This window comes from Streptomyces sp. NPDC002623, from assembly GCF_053592635.1.
Map to the genome: position 1 here is coordinate 321,558 of NZ_JBSFWB010000003.1, position 14,185 is coordinate 335,742.

12 protein-coding genes and 1 pseudogene are annotated in these 14,185 nt (G+C 71.8%); 12 read left to right on the plus strand and 1 reads right to left on the minus strand.

The features are described from left to right. Positions 1-33 precede the first annotated feature (33 nt). From ACWD4O_RS07180 to ACWD4O_RS07220, 9 genes are all read left to right on the plus strand, one after another. Positions 34-420 carry an arsenate reductase family protein gene (locus ACWD4O_RS07180; RefSeq protein ID WP_451278224.1) on the plus strand — a complete coding sequence of 129 codons (387 nt, stop codon included), beginning with the start codon at positions 34-36 and terminating at the stop codon, positions 418-420. Between the two features lie 62 nt (positions 421-482). Beyond that, the gene (locus ACWD4O_RS07185; protein ID WP_351914838.1) at positions 483-1,172 is read left to right on the plus strand and encodes an RlpA-like double-psi beta-barrel domain-containing protein; all 690 of its coding nucleotides are present in this window, start codon (positions 483-485) and stop codon (positions 1,170-1,172) included. A 270-nt stretch (positions 1,173-1,442) separates the two neighbouring features. Next, positions 1,443-2,474, plus strand: coding sequence for a glutamine synthetase (glnII, locus tag ACWD4O_RS07190; RefSeq protein WP_451278226.1), 1,032 nt, complete (start codon positions 1,443-1,445; stop codon positions 2,472-2,474). 88 nt (positions 2,475-2,562) lie between these two features. After that, a complete protein-coding gene (locus ACWD4O_RS07195; RefSeq protein WP_451278228.1) occupies positions 2,563-4,398 on the plus strand; it encodes a HEAT repeat domain-containing protein in 1,836 nt (611 codons plus the stop codon). 298 nt (positions 4,399-4,696) lie between these two features. Beyond that, complete coding sequence (locus tag ACWD4O_RS07200) at positions 4,697-5,290, plus strand: winged helix-turn-helix domain-containing protein (RefSeq protein WP_451278230.1); 594 nt, start codon at positions 4,697-4,699, stop codon at positions 5,288-5,290. Positions 5,291-5,356: 66 nt separating this feature from the next. Then, complete coding sequence (locus ACWD4O_RS07205) at positions 5,357-6,382, plus strand: SDR family oxidoreductase (RefSeq protein ID WP_451278232.1); 1,026 nt, start codon at positions 5,357-5,359, stop codon at positions 6,380-6,382. A gap of 53 nt (positions 6,383-6,435) precedes the next feature. Beyond that, a complete protein-coding gene (locus tag ACWD4O_RS07210) occupies positions 6,436-7,716 on the plus strand; it encodes a sensor histidine kinase (RefSeq protein WP_451278234.1) in 1,281 nt (426 codons plus the stop codon). Continuing rightward, positions 7,701-8,357 carry a LuxR C-terminal-related transcriptional regulator gene (locus tag ACWD4O_RS07215; protein ID WP_451278236.1) on the plus strand — a complete coding sequence of 219 codons (657 nt, stop codon included), beginning with the start codon at positions 7,701-7,703 and terminating at the stop codon, positions 8,355-8,357. The genes ACWD4O_RS07210 and ACWD4O_RS07215 overlap by 16 nt, the downstream gene beginning before the upstream one ends. Before the next feature lie 171 nt (positions 8,358-8,528). Next, complete coding sequence (locus tag ACWD4O_RS07220; protein WP_451278238.1) at positions 8,529-10,121, plus strand: DUF1996 domain-containing protein; 1,593 nt, start codon at positions 8,529-8,531, stop codon at positions 10,119-10,121. Between the two features lie 120 nt (positions 10,122-10,241). Here the strand turns inward: ACWD4O_RS07220 and ACWD4O_RS07225 are convergent, their stop codons facing one another. After that, a complete protein-coding gene (locus ACWD4O_RS07225) occupies positions 10,242-10,691 on the minus strand; it encodes a hypothetical protein (protein ID WP_451278240.1) in 450 nt (149 codons plus the stop codon). A gap of 101 nt (positions 10,692-10,792) precedes the next feature. Here ACWD4O_RS07225 and ACWD4O_RS07230 point away from each other — a divergent pair, with 101 nt between their 5' ends. The 3 genes and pseudogenes from ACWD4O_RS07230 to ACWD4O_RS07240 form a co-directional block, all read left to right on the plus strand. Then, positions 10,793-11,308: a tetratricopeptide repeat protein gene (locus tag ACWD4O_RS07230; protein WP_451278242.1), complete on the plus strand. Its 516-nt coding sequence runs from the start codon at positions 10,793-10,795 to the stop codon at positions 11,306-11,308. A gap of 85 nt (positions 11,309-11,393) precedes the next feature. Further along, positions 11,394-13,322, plus strand: coding sequence for a hypothetical protein (locus ACWD4O_RS07235; protein ID WP_451278244.1), 1,929 nt, complete (start codon positions 11,394-11,396; stop codon positions 13,320-13,322). Between the two features lie 160 nt (positions 13,323-13,482). Next, a pseudogene (locus ACWD4O_RS07240) lies at positions 13,483-14,163 on the plus strand (flavin reductase family protein); the annotation flags it as partial. Positions 14,164-14,185: the final 22 nt, after the last annotated feature.

Below are 14,185 nucleotides of genomic sequence, written 5' to 3' on the forward strand. Positions count from 1 at the left end.
CTTTCGGGCCGGTTTGGAGCTACCGTGACGGGCATGGAAATCTGGATCAACCCCTCCTGCTCCAAGTGCCGCAGCGCCCTCACGCTCCTCGACGCCGAGGGGGCCGACTACACCGTCCGCCGCTACCTGGAGGACGTGCCCGGCCGGGACGAGATCAGGGACGTCCTCGACCGCCTCGGGCTGGAGCCCTGGGACATCACCCGCACCACGGAGGCGGTCGCCAAGGAGCTCGGCCTCAAGGAGTGGGCGCGGGACGCCGGTTCGCGCGAGCGCTGGATCGGCGCGCTCGCCGAGCACCCCAGGCTCATCCAGCGCCCGATCATCACCGCGGACGACGGCACGGCGGTGGTGGCCCGCACCGACGAGGCCGTACGGGACGCCGTGACGCGCGTCACACCAAACGGCTCCCGAAACCCCTGAGTAACCTCGTTCGGGATCTCGTACATACCGGCGTACGTTCCCCTACGTCCCAGGAGGCGCGCATGTCGCGCAGGAGAACAGTCGGTACGAAGAAGAAGATCGCGCTGCTCGTCAGCGCGGCGGCGGTGGCGGGCGGTGGCGCGTTCGTGATGGCGAACACCTCGAACGCCTCCCAGCCGGCGCAGAACGCGAACACGCTGTCCGCGGCGAACTCGACGGTCTGTCAGGGGCTCGCCACCGCGCTCGGCAACAACCAGAAGTTCATCGACGGCCAACGCGCTGCTCCGGACGCGCAGTCGCAGGCCCGGATCGCCAACCGTGAGGCGGTCATCGCGCAGATCAAGGTGCAGCAGCAGGCGTCGGGGTGCGTCGTTGGGGAGTCGGCTCAGGACTCCCAGTCGACGCAGCCCTCGCAGGCCGCATCAGCACCCGCCGCCTCGGCGCCCTCGGCCCCGGCCGCCTCGGCTCCGGCCGGGAACGCCGGCAACGGCGGCGCGGCCTCCGGCCAACAGGTCTGCAACGGCTCCACGGTCACCCTCTCCGGCGAGGCCGGCGCGCCGGCCGCCTCCAGCAACCAGTTCCCGGTGGGGACCAAGCTGAAGGTGACCAACCTGGACAACAACAAGTCCACGACGGTCGAGGTGACCGGTCCCTCCGGCAGTTGCGCACTGCTGAACAACGCCGCTTTCGAACTGGTCCGTGAGCCCGGCAAGTTCCTGATCCGCCGGGCCCTGATCGAGAAGGTGGGGTGAGGCTCGGCTGCCGAGAACCCACGTACGTGTCACTGGTCCTGTCGCTCGCGGCCACGAGCGGCAGGACCGCCGTACGTCCGGCCCTGCACCGCTTTTCCGGGCTCACACCGTGAGCCGCGCCACAGAACCACCAGGTAACACGGGGTTCACATTCGAGCAATGATCGGGAAATCGCCTGTTGACAAGCTTCCGGGCAAACAGGCGGCGCCCCAGTGCCGCAGCGCCGCAGCACCCGCAAGTGCGTCAGACACACCCCGAAGGAAGTGGCCCGTGACCTTCAAGGCTGAGTACATCTGGATCGACGGCACCCAGCCGACCGCCAAGCTCCGCTCCAAGACCAAGATCATCGCGGGCGAGCCCGCCGGTCTGGACGCGCTGCCGATCTGGGGCTTCGACGGGTCCTCCACGAACCAGGCCGAGGGCCACTCCTCGGACCGTGTCCTCAAGCCGGTCTTCACCTGCCCCGACCCGATCCGCGGCGGCGACGACATCCTCGTCCTGTGCGAGGTCCTCGACATCGACATGACCCCGCACGAGTCCAACACCCGTGCCGCGCTGGTCGAGGTCGAGGCGAAGTTCGGCGCCCAGGAGCCGATCTTCGGCATCGAGCAGGAGTACACGTTCTTCCAGGACGGCTACCCGCTCGGCTTCCCCAAGGGCGGCTTCCCGGCCCCGCAGGGCGGCTACTACTGCGGCGTCGGCGCCGACGAGATCTTCGGCCGTGAGGTCGTCGAGGCGCACCTCGACAACTGCCTCGCCGCCGGTCTCGCCATCTCCGGCATCAACGCCGAGGTCATGCCCGGCCAGTGGGAGTTCCAGGTCGGACCGGTCTCCCCGCTGGAGGTCTCCGACCACCTGTGGGTGGCCCGCTGGCTGCTCTACCGCACCGCCGAGGACTTCGGCATCTCCGCCACCCTCGACCCCAAGCCGGTCAAGGGCGACTGGAACGGCGCCGGCGCGCACACCAACTTCTCCACCAAGGCGATGCGCGAGGGCTACGACGCGATCATCACCGCGGCCGAGTCGCTCGGTGAGGGCTCCAAGCCGCTCGACCACGTCAAGAACTACGGCGCGGGCATCGACGACCGTCTGACGGGCCTGCACGAGACCGCCCCGTGGAACGAGTACTCCTACGGTGTCTCCAACCGCGGCGCCTCGGTCCGTATCCCGTGGCAGGTCGAGAAGGACGGCAAGGGCTACATCGAGGACCGCCGCCCGAACGCCAACGTCGACCCGTACCTGGTGACCCGCCTGATCGTGGACACCTGCTGCTCGGCGCTGGAGAAGGCCGGCCAGGTCTGATCCGTCGGATCCGATCCGTGCAACCAGCTTGCGTGCAAGGGGCGCCCGCCTTTCCGGTGGGCGCCCCTTGCGCATATCGTGCGCCCTCATGGGGATGGAGAGCGGCTCGACAGGATCGGTACGCCCGTACGGCCTGGCGGAGGACGTGCCCGGGGTGCTGCGGGGGCTGGAGTCCACGGACGAGGCGGTGCGCGAGGAGGCGATGAGCTGGCTGCACTCCCTCCTGTGCTACCGGGACAACGTACGCACCTCACCGGTGGTGCCGGAGCTGATCCGGCTCGCCCTGCACGGTCCCGGCCACCGGGCCGAGTTGCTCGAGCTGCTCGCGAACCTCGCGAACTGGGCCGGGCCGACGGACGAACAGGAACGGTGCCGGCGGGACACGGCGCGGTCGCTGCCGTCCCTGCTGCATCTGACGCAGGACCCCGACCCCGCCGTCCGCGAGGCGGTGGTGCTGCTGATCGCCGCCTGCGGACAGCAGGACGCCCCGGCCCCCACGCCCCTGCTGCGGGACCGGCTGGCGGCGGAGACCGACCCGCGGGTGCGCGCCCGGATCGTGACGGCGCTCGGCCTGCTGGAGCCGGGCGACGACGACTGGCGGCGCCCGCTGCTCACCGACCCCGAGCCCCGGGTCGTGCTCGCCGCCGCCGAGGACCTGCTGCGCACGACCGAACCGCCGCTGCCGGACGCGCTGGTCGACGCCTGCGCGCGGGCGTACAGCGCGCAGCCGCCGGAAGAGCGGGAAGAGTCCGAGACGGAGGGCCATCTGTGGCCGGAGTCCCACCGGACGTTCAAGGACCGGCTCCTGGAGGAGCCCGAGGCCGCGCTGCGGGCCCTCTCCCGTGGCATACCGCTCGCCTTCGAGATCACCGAGCGCTGGCGGGACCGCGAGACCGACGTGCTGCCCTGGGCCCTGCACGAGGCGGTCGGCGAGAGCTGGGATCTGTACCGGCTGGCCCAGTTGACCTGCTCCCTGCCGTCGGAGCTGCACGCGCGTGTGGCCGAGCGGGTGCTGCCGTTGCTCGCGGACGCCGACCCCGCGGAGCGGGCGAAGGCGATCACCGTGCTGGCACGCGCGCGGGTGCCGGTCGCGATCGAGGAGGCGGTGCGGCTGGCCGAGGAGACGCCGGGCGCCTACGACACCTTCCGCACCGTGCGCGCGGTGGCCGAGGAGTTCGGGGCCGAGGCGCTGCCCGTGGGGCGAGCGGTGGCCCGGCAACTGGGCAACGCCCATTCCGAACTGGTCAAGGTGCTCCTTCTGTTCCCCGAGGTGGCCGAGGACGCCGTCGGACAGCTCTCGGAGATGCTGACGCGCACCGGCACCGGCTATCCGCCGGCCGCGGTCGCCGTGCTCGCCGGGCTCGGGCCCGCCGCGGGCGACGTGGCCGAACGGGCGCTGCGCGACTGTGTGGCGGCGGGCGCCCACTCCTCGGTCTCGGCGGAGGCCGCGGTGGCGCTCCACGCCGTCGCCGGCGACCCCGAGCCGGCGCTGTCCCTCCTCCGGCGGGAGATGAGCGCCTCGGCCTCGGCCTGGACGGCGATCCTCGCGGGCCGGCTCGGCCCCGCCGCCGCACCGCTGCTGCCGTTCATCGAGCCGCTCCTCGCGCCGAGCCCCTATTCGGGCACCCGGGCCGAGGCCGCGCTGGCCGTCTGGCGCATCGCGGGCCGGACGGAGGACACCGTGGAGCCGCTGGCCCGCAAGGCGGTCGCGTGGGACAGGTTCTACCCCGGCCCGCCGCACCCGGTGCTGACGCTCACCGAGATGGGCCTCCTCCCCCGCTTCGCCGTGGCCCCGCTGCGCGAGGGCGCCGAGTCACCGCGCCGGATCATCGCCGACCACATGTACGGCGACGGACCGCACCCGGACGACGAGATGCGCGCCGCCGTCCGCACACTGCTGGCGACCGCCGCGGTCGTCGACTGACCCCGGCCTCGCGTCCCGGTCCGATGTCATGGATCCGTCCAAGCTGTGAGAGGAGGCTCCTGCAACGGGCCGGTGTCTGCTTCAATGGGGCCATGGCCAGCTTCCAGAAGTACACCGCGACAGGTCGCCATGACCTCGAGCCCTTCTGGCCCTCCCGTCAGCACCACGACTTCGACCGGGTGTGTTGCCGCGCGATGAACGCGCCGGCCCTCTAAAGCCGTACACCCCGGCCTTCGGCCAGCGCGCACGACGTACGTCCCTCGATGACGAACCCCTCGCGCGAAAGAGCTGACCTCTCATGGCGAACACCCGTTCTCTCTCCTCCGCTCCCTCCCTCACCGCACCCGCCACGACCGCCCCTGCCGGCTCGCCCCGGCACCGGCTGCGCGCCGTGGACCGGGACGAGGTGGTCGACGTCGCGGACCTCCTGCCGCCGGGCGCGACCTGGCTGCCCGCTCCCCAGCACACCCTGCCCAGGCTGCCGGGGCAGCCGCCGATGATCGGCTACCTGGTGCTCGTGCCGGCCGACCAGCAGCCGCCGTTCCTGCCGGTGGCGGTGCCGGACCAGCCGACGGCCGACCGGGCCGAGACGGCCGGCGAACCGCTTGTGCGGATCGACTCCGCGCAGCGCACCGCCGCGGTGGACGGGCAGCAACTCGACCTCACCTACCTGGAGTTCGAGCTGCTCGCCCATCTGGTGGCGTACCCGAACCGGGTGCACACCCGCGACCAGCTCGTCACCACGGTGTGGGGCTACGGGCATGTGGGCGACGGGCGCACGGTCGACGTCCACATCGCCCGGCTGCGCCGCAAGCTGGGCGCCCGGCACCGCCAGTCGATCCAGACGGTGCGCCGGGTCGGCTACAAGTACACCCCGCCGACCGGCCGCTGACCCGGCCCGTCTGCCGACGGCAGAGCGCGGTTCCCTCCCGCGTCCGGACGGGGCACAGTCACCGGTATGAGACTTCTGGTGCTGGGTGGTACGGAGTTCGTGGGACGGGCCGTCGTCGAGGCGGCCCTCGGGCGCGGCTGGGAAGTGACGGTCCTGAACCGGGGACGGCACACGCCCGTCCCCGGCACACGGTCGCTGTCCGGCGACCGCACCGCGCCCGGGGGCCTCGACGCGTTGGCGGGGAGCGGCGACGACTGGGACGCGGTCGTCGACACCTGGTCGGCGGCGCCGCGCGTCGTGCACGAGGCGGCGCGGCTGCTGCGGGGCCGCGCCGGCCGGTATGTGTACGTGTCGAGCCGCTCGGTGTACACCTGGGCCCCGCCCGCCGGGTACGCCGAGGACGCGCCCGTCGTCGAGGGGGCCGAGCCCGACGCCGGGCAGAGCGACTACGCCCGGGACAAGCTCGGCGGCGAGCTGGCCGCCGTGGACGCCTTCGGCGCGGACGCCTCCGTCCTCGTCCGGGCCGGGCTGATCCTGGGCCCCTACGAGAACGTGGGCCGGCTGCCGTGGTGGCTGACCCGGATCGCGCGCGGCGGCCCGGTCCTCGCGCCGGGCCCGCACGACCTGCCCCTGCAGTACGTCGACGTCCGCGATCTCGCCGAGTGGATCCTCGGGGCGGTCGAGCGGGAGCTGGGCGGGCCGTACAACCTGACCGGCCCGCAGGGACACGCGACGATGGGCGAGTTGCTGGAGGCGTGCGTGCGGGCCACGGGCTCGGCCGCCGAACTGCGATGGACCGCACCCGAGATCATCCTCGACGCGGGCATCGAGCCGTGGACCGAGCTGCCGGTGTGGGTGCCGCCGGGCAGCGACATGCATGACGCCCTGCACGCGTCCGACGTCTCGCGGGCGGTGGCGACGGGGCTGTCCTGCCGCCGTGTCGAGGAGACCGCGGCCGACACCTGGAGCTGGCTCCGGTCGATCGGCGGCACGGCGCCCCAGCGTCCGGACCGCACCCTCAAGGGCCTGGACCCGGAGGTCGAGGCGAAGGTGCTGGCCGGGTCGGGGGGTGTACCTGGCACCACCTCCTGACCGGGGGCTTCGGGCCAGTGACCGCCGGTCCGCGGCTCGGCCAGACTGACGGCATGAACACCGACACGAAGAGCGGCGAGGGCGGTTCGAGGGCACGGGGGATGGTGCTGGCCGCCGTGCGGGGGCTCGCGCTGGCCGTGGTGTCGCTGCCGCTGAGCATCCTGGGCCTGTGCCTCTCCCTCGTCTCCATGGCCCTGATACCCATCGGGGTCGGGGCCCTCACCACGCCCTATGTGGTGAAGGGGGTGCGTGCCTACGCCGACCGGCGGCGGGCGCTCGCCGAGCGGTGGGGCGGGGTGCGCATCCCGTCGGCGTACCGGCCGGCCCCCGAGACCCTCAACCCGTTCCGGCGCACCTACGCGCTGCTGCGCGACCCGGCGACCTGGCGGGATCTGCTGTGGCTCCTGGTGGACCTGCCGGCCGGCTTCGCGACCGCCCTGCTGCCTGCCGTCCTGGTCTTCTGTCCGCTGGAGGGGCTGGCGCTGCCGGTCGGGCTGTGGCGGGTGTACCTCGAGGCGGAGGAGGGCTCGTACTGGTACCTCTTCGTGCCGGTCAGCGACCAGACGTCCGCTTTCGGCGCCGGGGCCCTGGGCGCGGTCCTGCTCTTCGTCGCCCATCGCTACACCGTGCGCGTCTTCCAGGTCCACTTCCTCCTCACCCGGGCGATGCTGACCCCGAGTCAGACCGAACTGGCCGAGCGGGTCAGGGTGTTGACGCAGACCCGGCGGGACGCGGTGGACAGCTCGGCCGCCGAACTGCGGCGCATCGAGCGGGATCTGCACGACGGCGCCCAGGCCCGGCTGGTGGCCATGGGCATGGACCTCGGCACGGTCGAGATGCTGCTGGACAAGGACCCGGAGAAAGCCAAGGCGTTGCTGGCGCAGGCCCGTCGGTCGTCCGCCGAGGCGCTCTCCGAACTGCGCGACCTGGTGCGGGGCATCCATCCGCCGGTGCTGGCCGAGCGCGGACTGGGCGACGCCGTAAGGGCGTTGGCGCTGCGGCTGCCGGTCGCCACCGAGGTGACCGTGGAGCTCGGCGCGGGCCGCGCGGAGGCTCCCGTGGAGTCGGCGGCCTACTTCGCGGTGAGCGAGGTGCTGACCAACGCGGTCAAGCACTCGGGCGCCGACCGGATCTGGGTCGACCTCCATCACGGCGAGGGCCGGTTGCAGATCTCCGTCACCGACAACGGACAGGGCGGGGCGAGCATCGGCGCCGGTTCGGGCCTGACCGGGGTGGAGCGGCGACTGGGTACATTCGACGGCGTCCTGGCCGTCAGCTCTCCCGCCGGCGGTCCCACCATGGTGACCATGGAGATCCCTTGCGTGTTGTCCTAGCCGAGGACCTCTTCCTGCTGCGCGACGGTCTCGTCCGGCTGCTGGAGGCCTACGACTTCGAGATCGCCGCGGCGGTCGAGACCGGGCCCGAACTGGCCCGGGCGCTCGCCGAACTGGAGCCGGACGTCGCCGTGGTCGACGTCCGGCTCCCGCCCACGCACACGGACGAAGGGCTGCAGTGCGCGCTCGACGCCCGCCGTGCGAAGCCCGGGCTGCCGGTGCTCGTCCTCTCCCAGCATGTCGAACAGCTGTACGCGCGCGAGCTGCTCGCCGACGGCAGCGGCGGGATCGGCTATCTGCTGAAGGACCGGGTGTTCGACGCGGACCAGTTCGTGGACGCCGTACGGCGGGTCGCGGCGGGCGGCACGGCGATGGACCCACAGGTGATCCAGCAGCTGTTGGCCCGGCGGTCGGGCGACGGACAGGGGCCGGTGGACCGGCTCACTCCGCGCGAACGGGAGGTTCTGGAGCTGATGGCGCAGGGCCGGTCGAACGCGGCGATCGCCGCCAAACTGGTCGTCACCGAGCGGGCGGTCGCCAAACACACCGCGAACATTTTCGTGAAGCTGGGTTTGGAGGTCGCCGGCGACGACAACCGCAGGGTGCTGGCGGTGTTGGCCTATCTGGACCGAGATCGGTGAGCACCCCAACTGCAGTGCCATGTGGGGGTGTTGTGGTTGTTTTGTCGTACGGAGCTCTCATCAATTTCTGAGGACGCTGAACACCTCTGGGACGGCGTGCGTAAGTGAGGGGGCAGCTTCACTCCTGTCGGGCGCCTCGATGCTGCCCCGCAAGGAAGTCAGAGGAGTTCCATGGGACGCAACATACGTAAACGCCGTTCGTCGATGGCCACGAAGGCCGTGGCAGCATCGGCGGCCCTAGCGCTCGGTGGGGGCGGGCTGATCTGGGCGAACTTCTACGCTTCGGCGCACGAGTCGAACAGCTCGGGCCAGAACCAGACGAAGGCCGCCAACGCAGCCGCACAGGTGGCCACCATCTCCTGCCCGGATGTGGGGCAGAAGCTGACGAACGTGCCCAAGGGGGCGAAGCAAGGCGTCGCGACCGAGCTGGCCAACCTCGACAAGCAGATCACCGAGGCGTACACCCGGCTCGCATCGACCCGCCAGGCCCAGGCAGGCGACGCCAGCTTCGTCCAGAACGCGATCACCGGCCCCCTGAAGGAGAAGCGGGCCGCGACGATCGACCGGATCCGGATCAACATCACCCGCTCCGGTGGCCAGTTCAACAGCGCGTTGAGCCAGCTCGCGGCATGCACCACGCAGGCGGCGAACAACACCAACGCCGGCCAGGGCCAGGGCAACGGCCAGCAGAACAACGGCCAGAACAACAACGGCCAGAACAACAACGGCAACCAGAACAACGGTGGCCAGAACAACGGCAACGCCGGTCAGAACAACGGCGGCCAGCAGAACAACGGCAACGCCGGCCAGGCGCAGAACGGCCAGGGCGGCAACGGACCCGTGGCCGCGGACTTCGTGGACATCACGAAGGTCCAGGGCAACGCTGCGCTGGGCGTGGGCCAGAACGGTCTCGCCGCGAACGGCAACAGCGGTTCGAAGGGCACCTTCACCTCGAGCTGCGGCACCAACGGGAACGACAACCACAACACGGACAACGTGATCGTCGCCCCCGGTGTCACCAACGGCGCCCACCACCTGCACGACTACGTGGGCAACCAGAACAACGACGCCTTCGCGAGCGACCAGGAACTGGCCGGCGCCGGCACCAGCTGCCAGAACCAGGGTGACAAGTCCTCGTACTTCTGGCCGGTGCTGCGTGTCCAGGACGGCACGCAGGACTTCGACCAGAACAACGACGGCGGTGGCAAGGAAGGCAACGTCGGCAAGATCCTGCAGGCCTCCCAGGCGCAGATCAAGTTCGTCGGCAACAAGAAGGGCAACGTCGTCGCGATGCCGACGGCCCTGCGCATCATCACCGGTGACGCGAAGGCCTTCGTCAACGGCAACGCCAACGCCAACGTGAACTGGAGCTGCACCGGCTTCGAGAACAAGGTGCAGCTGAAGGACCAGTACCCGATCTGCCCGCAGGGCAGCCAGGTGGTCCGCACGTCGAACTTCCAGAGCTGCTGGGACGGCCAGAACATCGACTCGGCCAACCACCGCACGCACGTGTCGTTCGTCCAGGCCGACGGCACCTGCGCCAACGGTTTCAAGGCGATCCCCCAGCTCCAGGTCCGGCTCGTCTACAACGTCCCGGCCCCGAAGCTGCAGAACGGGACGGTCGTGAACCCCTACGCGGTGGACTCCTTCCCGGAGAACCTGCACAAGCCGATCACCGACCACAACGACTTCATCAACTTCTTCTCCACGAACCTGATGAACAAGATGGTCAACTGCATCAACACCGGCAAGAAGTGCAAGTGATCGACTGAGTAGGACCGACTGAGAAAGCCGGCGGTGAGGATTCCTCACCGCCGGCTCTTTCGTGTGTGTGGAGTTGTGTGAAGTTGTGGTCGTGCGCAGTTGTGGTGGTGCGGAGCTCGGTCAGTGACCGGAGTGGGTCGCGCCGTCGGTGGGCTCGCCCGAGACGTGCGCGGAGTGGTCGGTGCCCTCCTCGATGTCACCGCCGAGCGTCTTGCGCAAGGTGTCGACGGTGCTGGTCTCCTCGCCCACGGCCACCCACTTGCGGCCGACCAGGTAGTGGCCGCCGTAGTCCTTGGCCCCGTTGATCCACTCGCGCTGACCGCGGTCGGTCGCGAAGGTCACCAGGATGAACTTGCCGGCGGTCACCTTGCAGATGGCCTGACGGAGTTCGTCGGCGTCGGTCTGCATGTCGGGCGTGCACTTCACCTTGGCGGCCAGTTGTTCCAGGCTGCCGGTCGCGGTCACCGGCACGGTCGCGGCGGCCTTCGTGGCCCCGCCGGAACCGCAGCCCGTCAGCACCAGCGCCGCCGCGGCGGCGGCCGCCGCGAGCATCGGTCGGGTCACCTTCATCTGTTCCTCCCTGCAAGAGCCTCGTCCTGGATACGGCTCCCACGCGCGGTGCACTCAAAATACCGGTGTCCCGGCGGGCGCACCCGTGCGAGAGTGAGCCGGTGAACGAGGACTGGGAAGATCGTGTGACCGCCGCCTGGGCGACCTTCGACGACTACCCGGAGGAGGCGGCGGCGGACTTCCGGGCCGTGGTCGACGCGCTCGTCGCCGAACTCCCCGAGGGCAGTCCGCTCGGCCCGTTCGAGCAGGCCTGCGCCTGGGACTCGACCGGCCACTCGGATCGGGCGGCCCCGCTCTACCGGGAGGCGCTCGCGCGCGGTCTCGGCGAGGTGAGCGGCTACAAGGGCAGACGCGCCAAGATCCAACTCTCCAGCTCGCTGCGCAACATCGGGCGGGCGGAGGAGGGCGTCGAGCTGCTGACCCCCGAACTGGACCGCCCGTCCGACGAGTTGGACGACGCCGTACGCGCATGTCTGGCCCTGTGTCTGTCGAGCCTGGGCCGCGACCGCGAGGGCCTGTCCCTCGTCCTCGGCGCACTCGCCCCCCATCTGCCGCGCTATCAGCGCTCGATGGCCAACTACGCGCGAGCGCTCGTGCCGGACGGACCGAAGGGCTGACCGCACGGCAGGGACGGTACGGCGGTGACGGCGGTGACGGCGGTGGCGTCGGTGACCATCCACCGTTTCGCTCGTTTGCCTGGACGTGCAGTCACAGGATGTCGCCCCGCGCCCCTCAGCCGGATCCTCCGCCGACCGGATCGTCGACGTCGAGCAGGCCGAGGCCGCGCTCGTCGAGCACTACCCGCGTCTCGTCCGGCTCGCCTATCTGGTGCTGCCACCCGGCCTCGGCCGTGGTCGGCGCGTCCTGACCGCACACGCGCTCGCCCAGCGCGCCCTGCCCCGCGGCCGCGCCTCCGCGCCCGTCATCCCGGCCCAGTCCACCGGCCGTGACGGCGATCCCGGGTACGCCTACGTCCGCCTCCAGGTGGTCCGTACGGCGCTGGAGGCGGGGCTGCCGCTGAGGCTGCGGGCCTGGCCCAAGCGCGCCCAGCTGCCGCCGCCGCTCCCCCAGGTGTGGGGCCTGCGGCTCTTCCCCCGCTCCGGCGGCGCGGACGAACTCGCCCTCGACCAGCGGCTCGCCGCCCTCTCGGGCCCGGCCCGGGCCGCCTGTGTCCTGCGCGGTCTGGAGAAGCTCCCCGACGGCGATGTGCGCGAGGTGCTGACCGCCTCGGGCGTCGAGGACGTGGCGGCGGCCCTGCGCGAGGCCGGTGAGATCCCGGCCGCGCAGTACGCGCTGCTCGACTCCCCCGAGTTCGACGCCTGCTCGCTGCAGGCCCGGCCCACCGATCTGATGCGCCGCCGCCAGCACACCAGGGCCGCGCTGGCCGCCGTGGCCGCGCTCGCCGTGTGCGGCGTCCTGATCGCGCTGCCCGGCGGCGGCTGGGGACCCGACGGCGCGGCCGCCCCGGCGTACGCGCAGAACCCGGCCGCCGAGGCCGCCCTCGACCCCGGGCGGCTGGTGAAGCTCTCCCCAGCCGCCTGGAAGACCTCCGCCCGCACCGACTTCTCGGTCTGGCCCGCGCGCGGGCCGCTCACCCGCGACACCGCCCTGCTGCGCCGCGCGCTCGCCGTCTGGGCCCGCCCCGGCGAGAGCGTCCGCGTCTCCGCCACCCCGGACACCCCCACCGGCGGCCCCGCCGGACCGCCGCAGCTGCTCTACGCGGGCGAGGTCGACGCCGCCCGCGTGGTGATCCTCTACGACGGTCTGCGCATCGCCCGCTACGCCGAACCGAAGGACGGCACGGCCGGGGCGGCCCTCGACTTCGCGCGGGTCGACGGCGCGACCCGCGCCGAGTCGGGCGCGCTGGTGCTCGGCCGGTCCGACGGCAACGTCCGCTATCTGACGGCCCCCTGGGTGACGAAGGCCGGCGAGCGGGACCTGTCGAAGCCGGGCGCCGGGGTGCTGGAGCTGGCCCTGACCGACGGGATCACCTCGCCCCTGTCCAGCCCGGCCACCCAGACCGGCACCTGCACGAGCTGGAACGTCCTCCAGCTCACGGACGCCTCGGGCAGCCGGCTGCTCCTCAGCGACCTCGGCGAACTCGTCCCGGCCCGCCTCACCGCGGGCCGCCCGACCTCGCCGGCCGAGGCCACGGGCGCGGAGGCGCTGCGGACCTGGGCGCCGTTCGCCTGCTCGCTGGCCGACGCGCGCGGACAGGGTGTACGGACGGTCAACGCCTGGGGCTACACCCGGCAGCAGCTGCCCGACGCGAGCGGCTCGGCGGCCTGGGTGTGCACCCGGGCCGAGACCTGGCGGGGCGACGGCAACCGGGTGCTGGCCCAGTTCCACACGCCGGGCGGGCCGTTCGGGGCGGCCGTGGCGAAGGCCGGGGACGTACCGGCGTGCGGGGCGCGCGATCCGCATGTGCTGGCCGGGGTGCTGTGGAAGTCGAAGGGCGGCGACTGGTACCTCCTCGCGGCCGGCGACAAGGAGACGGCGTCCATCCGGGCGACGGGCGGGGTGACCGGCTCCGGGCAGGGCAATCTGCTGACGGTGCCGGCGAAGCAGGGCGCACAGGCCGGCCTGGAGGGCGAGCTGACGGACGGGCGCTCGATCAGCGGCCTGCGCTGATCCCGCGGGGTCCGCTTCTTCATCGCGAACGACCCGACCCTCGTCGACGGCCGCGGCTCCTTCAGGCGGTCGCCTGTCTCGCCTCCTCCCCCACCGCGTCGGCCGCGGACCTGGCGTCGGACCTGGCCGCAGATCCGGCCGTGGATCCGGCCGTGGATCCGGCCGTGGATCCGGCCGTGGATCCGGCCGCGGATCCGGCCGCGGCGAAGAGGGAGTTGTGCGGGGGCCGCGCAACCGATTCCCGCTCGTCGAGGCGCCCGGCCATGTCTTCGTCGCCGGAGGCCTCGGCATCACGCCGATCCTGCCCATGCTGCGGGCCCTGCCCGAAGACGCCGATCTGCGGCTGGTTTCCGCCGGTCGCACGCGGGCCTCGATGCCGTTCCTGGAGGAGCTCGCGAAGCTCGGCCGGGACCGGGTGACGGTGGTCGAGGGGCGGCCGGATCTCGACGCCGCGCTCGCGGATCTGCCCACGGGGACGGCCGTCTACGCGTGCGGTCCGGACGGGCTCATGGCGGCGGTCCGGGAACGCGCGCCGCAGGTCCGGCTGGAACGGTTCGCGGCGCGTGCCGTTCGCGACGGCGACCGGTTCGAGCTCGAACTCCGGCGCAGCGGGCGGGTGTTGACGGTTCCGGCCGACTCGACCGTGCCGGCCGCCGTGCGCGCCGAGCTGCCGAACACCGTCTGCTCGTGCGAGCAGGGCTTCTGCGGAACCTGCAGGCAGCGGGTGTTGGAGGGCGAGGTCGAGCACCGGGACGAACTGCTCACCGACGCGGAGCGCGAGGACTCGATGCTGATCTGTGTGTCGCGGGCGCGAAGTGGGCGACTGGTGCTGGACATGTGATCGACTCCGCCTTCGATCGGGG

Bases quoted from the DNA above. Each gene is read 5' to 3' on its own strand.
- ACWD4O_RS07195 (WP_451278228.1), top strand. From the start codon at position 2,563: ATGGGGATGGAGAGCGGCTCGACAGGATCGGTACGCCCGTACGGCCTG.
- ACWD4O_RS07225 (WP_451278240.1), bottom strand. From the start codon at position 10,691: ATGAAGGTGACCCGACCGATGCTCGCGGCGGCCGCCGCCGCGGCGGCG.
- ACWD4O_RS07210 (WP_451278234.1), top strand. From the start codon at position 6,436: ATGAACACCGACACGAAGAGCGGCGAGGGCGGTTCGAGGGCACGGGGG.
- ACWD4O_RS07185 (WP_351914838.1), top strand. From the start codon at position 483: ATGTCGCGCAGGAGAACAGTCGGTACGAAGAAGAAGATCGCGCTGCTC.
- ACWD4O_RS07205 (WP_451278232.1), top strand. From the start codon at position 5,357: ATGAGACTTCTGGTGCTGGGTGGTACGGAGTTCGTGGGACGGGCCGTC.
- ACWD4O_RS07180 (WP_451278224.1), top strand. From the start codon at position 34: ATGGAAATCTGGATCAACCCCTCCTGCTCCAAGTGCCGCAGCGCCCTC.
- ACWD4O_RS07200 (WP_451278230.1), top strand. From the start codon at position 4,697: ATGGCGAACACCCGTTCTCTCTCCTCCGCTCCCTCCCTCACCGCACCC.
- ACWD4O_RS07220 (WP_451278238.1), top strand. From the start codon at position 8,529: ATGGGACGCAACATACGTAAACGCCGTTCGTCGATGGCCACGAAGGCC.